This window comes from Mesorhizobium sp. M5C.F.Ca.ET.164.01.1.1, from assembly GCF_004792125.1.
Classification (GTDB): domain Bacteria; phylum Pseudomonadota; class Alphaproteobacteria; order Rhizobiales; family Rhizobiaceae; genus Mesorhizobium; species Mesorhizobium wenxiniae.
On sequence record NZ_SRTG01000155.1, the window covers coordinates 1 to 404 of the forward strand.

Genomic DNA, 404 nt, shown 5'->3' on the forward strand with positions numbered 1-404 from the left:
GGTCACTTCGAATTTGCGCGATCGCACCGCGCTACAGTCCGAAATCCTCGAAGTCTCGGCCTATCGGCTCTGGCTGCCGCTCAGCCACAAGCTCGCCAGCGCCGACATCATCTCGATCGGCGATATCGCGTCCGAGCCGCTGATCACGCTCACTGTCGACGAGATCGAGGAGAACACCGGCAAGCTCTTGTCGGCGATCGGCGCGAGACCCCATGTCGCATTCCGCACCCGCTCGGTCGAAGCCGTGCGCAGCCTGGTCGCCACCGGTGCCGGCGTGGCACTCTTGCCCGATCTCGTCTACCGCCCCTGGTCGCTCGAAGGCGACCGCATCGAATCCCGCGATATTTCCGGGTCGCTTCCGGTCGTCCAGGTCGGCATGGTCTGGCGCCGCGGTTCCAGCCTGC

General features: G+C 65.6%; 1 protein-coding gene. It reads left to right on the top strand.

Features of this window, described 5'->3' with window-relative positions:
* On the top strand, positions 1-404 hold a 404-nt coding region (locus tag EN807_RS32880; protein ID WP_246684509.1), incomplete at both ends, for a LysR substrate-binding domain-containing protein.